8 protein-coding genes are annotated in these 6,292 nt (G+C 35.3%); 3 read left to right on the forward strand and 5 right to left on the reverse strand.

The genetic code is table 11. The features are described from left to right. Nucleotides 1–107: 107 nt before the first annotated feature. Complete coding sequence (locus tag AC6CHR_RS16275) at nucleotides 108–344, reverse strand: IDEAL domain-containing protein (protein WP_498250046.1); 237 nt, start codon at nucleotides 342–344, stop codon at nucleotides 108–110. A 357-nt stretch (nucleotides 345–701) separates the two neighbouring features. On the opposite strand from AC6CHR_RS16275, the gene AC6CHR_RS16280 reads away from it, so the two are divergent. Then, entirely contained in the window at nucleotides 702–1,271 is a 570-nt protein-coding gene (locus AC6CHR_RS16280) for a competence protein ComK (protein WP_498250047.1), read from the forward strand. A gap of 625 nt (nucleotides 1,272–1,896) precedes the next feature. Here AC6CHR_RS16280 and AC6CHR_RS16285 read toward each other — a convergent pair. The 4 genes from AC6CHR_RS16285 to AC6CHR_RS16300 all read right to left on the reverse strand — a co-directional run bounded on the left by AC6CHR_RS16285 (nucleotide 1,897) and on the right by AC6CHR_RS16300 (nucleotide 4,876). Next, the gene (locus tag AC6CHR_RS16285) at nucleotides 1,897–2,646 is read right to left on the reverse strand and encodes an amino acid ABC transporter ATP-binding protein (protein ID WP_498250048.1); all 750 of its coding nucleotides are present in this window, start codon (nucleotides 2,644–2,646) and stop codon (nucleotides 1,897–1,899) included. Nucleotides 2,647–2,658: 12 nt separating this feature from the next. After that, a complete protein-coding gene (locus tag AC6CHR_RS16290) occupies nucleotides 2,659–3,342 on the reverse strand; it encodes an amino acid ABC transporter permease (protein WP_498250049.1) in 684 nt (227 codons plus the stop codon). 15 nt (nucleotides 3,343–3,357) lie between these two features. After that, the gene (locus tag AC6CHR_RS16295; RefSeq protein ID WP_498250050.1) at nucleotides 3,358–4,161 is read right to left on the reverse strand and encodes an amino acid ABC transporter substrate-binding protein; all 804 of its coding nucleotides are present in this window, start codon (nucleotides 4,159–4,161) and stop codon (nucleotides 3,358–3,360) included. A gap of 355 nt (nucleotides 4,162–4,516) precedes the next feature. Continuing rightward, the gene (locus AC6CHR_RS16300; RefSeq protein WP_498250051.1) at nucleotides 4,517–4,876 is read right to left on the reverse strand and encodes a YhjD family protein; all 360 of its coding nucleotides are present in this window, start codon (nucleotides 4,874–4,876) and stop codon (nucleotides 4,517–4,519) included. A 147-nt stretch (nucleotides 4,877–5,023) separates the two neighbouring features. Here AC6CHR_RS16300 and AC6CHR_RS16305 point away from each other — a divergent pair, with 147 nt between their 5' ends. Beyond that, nucleotides 5,024–5,647 (forward strand): TVP38/TMEM64 family protein, encoded by a 624-nt coding sequence (locus tag AC6CHR_RS16305; RefSeq protein WP_498250052.1) that lies wholly within the window; start codon nucleotides 5,024–5,026, stop codon nucleotides 5,645–5,647. 9 nt (nucleotides 5,648–5,656) lie between these two features. Further along, a complete protein-coding gene (gene lepB / locus AC6CHR_RS16310) occupies nucleotides 5,657–6,163 on the forward strand; it encodes a signal peptidase I (RefSeq protein WP_498250053.1) in 507 nt (168 codons plus the stop codon). The last annotated feature ends 129 nt before the right edge of the window (nucleotides 6,164–6,292 follow it).

Below are 6,292 nucleotides of genomic sequence, written 5' to 3' on the forward strand. Positions count from 1 at the left end.
ATTAAGTACCCGGACTGTAGATTCATAAACTTCTTAATTGGAAAACTCCTTTTGAATAGTGATTATAGATAAAAACAAAAAAATAGAGACTGCCATAATGGCAATCTCTATCCGAACTTACGTAATACTTTGTATTCTTTCGATAAATTCATAAATAATGATTTGTTATTCGTGTCAAGTGCATCATCAATACGTTCTTCTAGCAAAGCCATTTTCCTGATAAATAGCGACTCGTCTAAAACCATTTGAATATACATGTCTAATACAGGATGCTCAGATGGAACGTTTTTCATTGTGTTACGGGACTTCATGATCTCAGTGTAAGAGGACTTTTTATTTTTCATTTAAGATCACCCCTGATGCCTTTTTTATATTGTATGGAATAAGTCAGTAGAAATCAACTAAATATTTAAAATTTTTTAATAATTTTACAGGAATAATTATTAAAAGCTTGATATTGAGGATGTTTCTTAATTAGTAGATTGATTGATGTCTATAAATAACTTATCTTGAGGGATTTTGTTTGAAAAACAGGTCAATAGGAATAGAATAATAATTGTATATACAATTATTTAAGAATCAATAGGTCATAAATATTATTTTTTATTTTGAATTTTCCAAATTTATAGAAATTTCTTCCTTAATATGCTACATTAGGTGTGGGGTATATTACCTAATAATTTAGTAAGGGGTGCTAGAACGTGAATGATAAGAAACAGAATGTAGATGATTACATTATTAATCGTTTTACAATGGCTGTCCTACCTGCTGAAAACAAGATGTATACTGAAATTTATGAGGTTGAGAAATCTTTTGTCGTTCCGAAACGACCAATGGACGTTATTGATCAGAGTTGTAGGTATTTTTCAAGTAGCTATATTGGAAGAAAGGATGGTACAAAAGAACTTATGGGTGTGACTCATAAACCCCCAATTGTAGTTGACCCTGCTAATTCAATTTATTTTTTCCCCACGACATCCTCAACAAGACCGCAGTGTGCATGGCTGGCACATAGTTATGTAAAAGAATATTTAGGTGCAAAACACGATGATACAATTGTAACCTTTTCAAATGGTGAAAAAGTAATCCTTACAATGTCAGTAGGGTCCTTTGAGAATCAACTCTTTCGCACAGCACAACTTCGAACAATTATTTCATCAAGAATCGAACAAGAACAAAGAAAAATGAATATGTACCTTTCCCCAAAGGGAGAAAAGGAATTTAGTGCTTTTTATGAACAAATGATAAGAGAATTTCATCGCTTTACATAAGGCGATCTGAAGATCTATTATGGAATTGTTTCTTGAAATTTATAAAATTGATACCATAGCAAAACTCTTAAATTAACTAGAAAAGTAGAGTACCTGATTGAACAATAGATGGGTGCTTATAACAAAAGCTATCCGGCAAACGGATAGCTTTTGTGTGTTTAGGGCACCTTGGACCCTAGCACTTTTTACTAGTTAAGGAAAGTTGTTGTCGGGGATGATCAAGAACCTAGCGCTTTTACTGCTATTTAGTTCTCTAGCTCCTGGCTCCATCGACTCGAGCCATAAGCCAATCCGTCCAGAAGGTTAAAGAGCAACATTCCGGCCGGCTCGTCTTATGCTTGTCGCAGATGATCAGGCGCCTTCCGCTTTTCAATGTGTCTAGCTCCAGGCGCCATCGGCTCGAGCCATAAGCCAATCCGTCCAGAAGGTTAAAGAGCAACATTCCGGCCGGCTTGTCTTATGCTTGTCGCCGATAACCGGGCGCCTTCCGCTTTTCAATGTGTCTAGCTCCAGGCGCCATCGGCTCGAGCCATAAGCCAATCCGTCCAGAAGGTTAAAGAGCAACATTCCGGCCGGCTCGTCTTATGCTTGTCGCCGATAACCGGGCGCCTTTCGCTTTTCTTTGTCACCTAGCATTAACTTTATTTAAAAATTGTTTCGTTCGAGGGTTCTGTGTGTTACCAAATACTTCTTCAGGAGTACCTTTTTCCACAACAACTCCATTGTCCATAAAGATAACCTGATCCGCAACTTCACGAGCAAATTGCATTTCATGTGTGACAACGACCATGGTCATGCCTTCTTCTGATAATTCTTTCATGACCTTGAGTACTTCTCCGACTAGCTCAGGATCAAGAGCAGATGTGGGTTCGTCGAAAAGCAGGACATTGGGATCGATTGCCATTGCTCTAGCAATACCAATCCGTTGTTGTTGGCCACCAGATAATTGATGAGGATACATGTCTGAACGGTCTTTAAGACCTACTTTTTCTAGTAAATCAAGAGCTTTATTTTTTGCTTCACTTTTTGAACGTTTTAAAACGGTTAATTGTCCCTCCATCACATTCTCAAGAGCTGTAAAATGTGGGAAGAGGCTATAATTTTGAAAAACCATTCCTGATTGTTTTCGGAATGCAGTAATCTGTGAAGAAGATAATTTATTATTTTTATCAGTAAATTCTATATGTTTTTCTCCTAAAGAGATTGTCCCTTTGTCAGGAATCTCAAGAAGATTTAAGCAACGTAGTAGGGTTGTTTTCCCAGAACCAGATGGACCAATAACGACAGCTGTCGTCCCTTTTTCAACTGAAAGGTCAATTCCTTTCAAAACCTCTAAATCGTTAAACTTTTTATATAGCCTATTAATTGTAATCATGATAGACCTCCATTATTTAGCGACCGATCGATCATAGCGATGTTCGAGTTTAGATTGCGCATAAGAGAGAACCGTACTGAACATTAAATAAATAAATGCCACTTCTATATAAAGCCATAGCGGTTCATATGTGACAGATGAAATTTGTTGACCTTTTTGAAACATCTCTGTCACTGTAATCGTTGCTGCGAGTGATGTATCCTTTACTAGACTGATAAATGAATTTCCGAGTGGTGGAATACTGACTCGAACAGCCTGAGGTAGGATAACTCTCCTCATAGCTTGTGATTTAGTCATTCCGATCGAATAGGCTGCTTCCCATTGACCTTTTGAAATCGAAAGAATGGCGGCACGGATTATTTCGGAGCTATATGCCCCCTTGTTTAACGTAAATCCGATAATAGCTGCAGGAAAGGGATCAAGTGTTATCCCCATGCTAGGTAATCCATAAAATAAAATAAATAATTGAACCAGCAACGGTGTTCCTCTAAATACCCAAACGTAAATTGTTGCTATAGCCACTAAGGGCTTAAAGTTTGAAAGTCGTGCTAGGGCCGTAAGAAAAGCCAATATAAGTCCTAATACAAATGCAATCAATGTTAATGGGATCGTAAAATAAATACCTGCTTTTAAAAGTGGAAAAAAGGAATCACTAAGGATTCCTATAATACGTTCTGCTCGTTCGTCGGTAAACATCACACATCAATTCCTTTACTTGGATACGTCAGTTCCGAACCACTTTTCGGAAATCTTTAAATACGTACCGTCTTCTTTCATAGCTGCTAAAGCACCGTTAACGGCTTCAACTAGTTCTTTGTTATCTTTGCGAAATAAGAAGGCGTTACTTGTAGCATTCTCTTCTTCATAAACTGATTTAATTGGTAGATCAGGACGTTGCTTTACTAAATCAAGGTAAGACAAACTATCATTGATCGTTGCATCAATTCGCTTTGATACAAGAAGGTCGATTGCTTGATTAAAGCCATCAATAACTGTATTTGTTGCACCATGTTCTTCTGCCATTTTACGGTAATTACTGTCAAGAGATTGTCCAACTTTTTTTCCATCTAAATCCTCTAGGGTTTTGATTTCGTTGTTATCTTCACGAACAATAAGTACAGCCTTTGAAACGATATAGGGATCAGACATATCATATTTTTCTAATCGTTCAGGGCGTATAGCTACCTGATTAGCAACCATGTCATATCGTTTAGCATCAAGACCTGCAATTATTCCATCCCATTTTGTTTCAATAAAATTAGGTTTGATATCCAGACGTTTAAAAACTTCTCTTGCTATTTCAATATCGAATCCGGTTAGGTTATCAGATTCGTCATGGAACGTGAATGGTGCATAGGTTCCTTCTGTACCAATTGTAATCTCACCGTTTTCCTTTATTTGATCGTATAACGATGCTTTTTTCTCTCCAGTGGTGTCTTTCTCTTCTTGCGCACCACATGCTGATAAAGCTAAGATCAATAAAATGGTAAATAAAGAAATGAGTGATTTTTTCATGTTATAACCCCCAGTTAGTTTATCGGTTTTAAAAATAACTTAATTAGAATAATTTAATGCGGTTTTATTGTCAATTAAACTGTTCGTTTGAATATTGAAATAATTAGTAGCTAAAGTTAGAGTAAAAAACAAAATAAATAATAAAAATCATAAGGTTTTCTTATTTTTTGTAAAACTGAAAAAATTATACTTGGTAAATTCGAAAGAAGGGGAGACTAGGTTGGTGGTGTCTTGTAGAAAGTGAGATACTTTGAAGAATTTATGGAAAGTAACTAGTTTGATGGATTCAGGAAATGTAAGATGAACCTTATTCCTTTTAAATTGTTAAGATTATGGGTATGGATAGGTAGGAGATTTATTTATAGGGCTTGAATAAATAAATCTCCATAAGTTCACAAACCTTGTTGCGAATTCTTGGATTAAAATAATTATGTTTTTCTTCATAGCCATTATATATAAATGAATAAAGAGTAAAAGCTTCATCTCGTTCCACCTGATGTACTTTTATATTTTGTTTATAAAGTTCTTGTTTAACCATAGCGAGGTCCTTTTGGATAAGCTTTAGTGATTCTTCTACAAGGGCCAGGTAGGGTTGATGAAGCTTAAACGGACTTTTTTGGATTACGGATAAATCGCGATTGAAAATCGAAATTGCCATTGGTAAATAAATTGCTTGTTCAATCATGTCGCGAATTTCGGAAGGTATTCTAGTCACAAAAATGACCCCTTTCTTAATAGAACACACGTTCGTTTTATTAGCTTACACTTTTTTTTATGATTTCGCAAGTAATATTTTACTTGTTTCCTTTTAAGTTTTAACATTAATGTGTAAAATAGATACAAAGGATTTGAGGAGCATACCATGAACCCCGAAACACTACAGGAATTTTTTTCTCTAGATAAACTAATGGAACTATTTGAAACCTACCGTTCATTGGGTCCTTTTTTTGCAATAATATTACCATTATTAGAAGCATTTTTACCGTTTTTGCCACTTGTCATATTCATTGTTGCAAATGTTAATTCATTTGGTTTATGGATGGGGTTTTTCTTATCATGGATTGGTGCATGTTCAGGCGCTATTATTGTCTTTTTTATCATGAGAAAGGTTCGAAATTGGCAATTCTTTAGACGGTTACAAGATAAAAAAACAATTAAGAGATTATTAATATGGATAGAACGGAGAGGTTTCAGCCCTTTATTTCTTATTTTGTGTTTTCCGTTCACTCCATCTGCTGCAATAAATGTAGTAGCAGGTCTCTCAAGAATAAGCTATTGGCAGTTTATATTAGCTGTTTTAGTCGGAAAGTTTGTTATGATCTTTATTGTGAGTTTTATGGGCCAGGATTTACGTGCTTTAATAACGCAGCCAATTAGATCGATCATTGTCGCTTTTGTGATTTTTTTATTATGGTTTGCAGGAAAGAAAGTTGAAGGACATTTAAATAAAACGATGACCGTAAAAAAGGAGAAGGCAAATGAGTAGGAGGGTATCATGAAAAAGCGCGGAATTGCTCTTACAACAATTGGAATTTGTTTTACCGCAGTCATCTTAAAAAATCTGATCTTTGTTGAATATAAAGTCGAAGGAATTTCTATGCAACCAACATATGAGGAAGGTAAAATGCTTTCCATTAATAAACTAGGTATTTATTTTAATTCACTAAAAAGGTTTGATGTCGTGGTCTTCCATCCGCCCAATAGTGAGGAAATTTATGTAAAAAGAGTTATTGGCTTACCTGAGGATGAGATTCATTATGAGGATGATCAGCTTTTTGTAAATGGTAAGGCTGTTAATGAACCATTTTTATCACTTGAAGAAAAGACAGAGGTAATGAAGCAAACCGGAAACTTTACTCTAAAACAAATTACCAATAAAACGAGGATTCCTAAAGGATTTATTTTTGTTATTGGAGATAATCGGCTACAAAGTCGAGATAGCCGTCACTTCGGATTTGTAAGCATGGATGATGTAATAGGGAAGGTCGGGAATAACAAATAATGGCTAAATCAGAATTGTTTTAATTGCAAAAAAACGTGGAACCATTTTCTGCTTATGATAAGGATATATATAGTACGGATGGAAGGATTACAATTACAAAGATAAACAAATAAAAAAGCATTTGAATTC

The sequence above is a fragment of the Metabacillus sp. GQ13 genome (assembly GCF_059758525.1).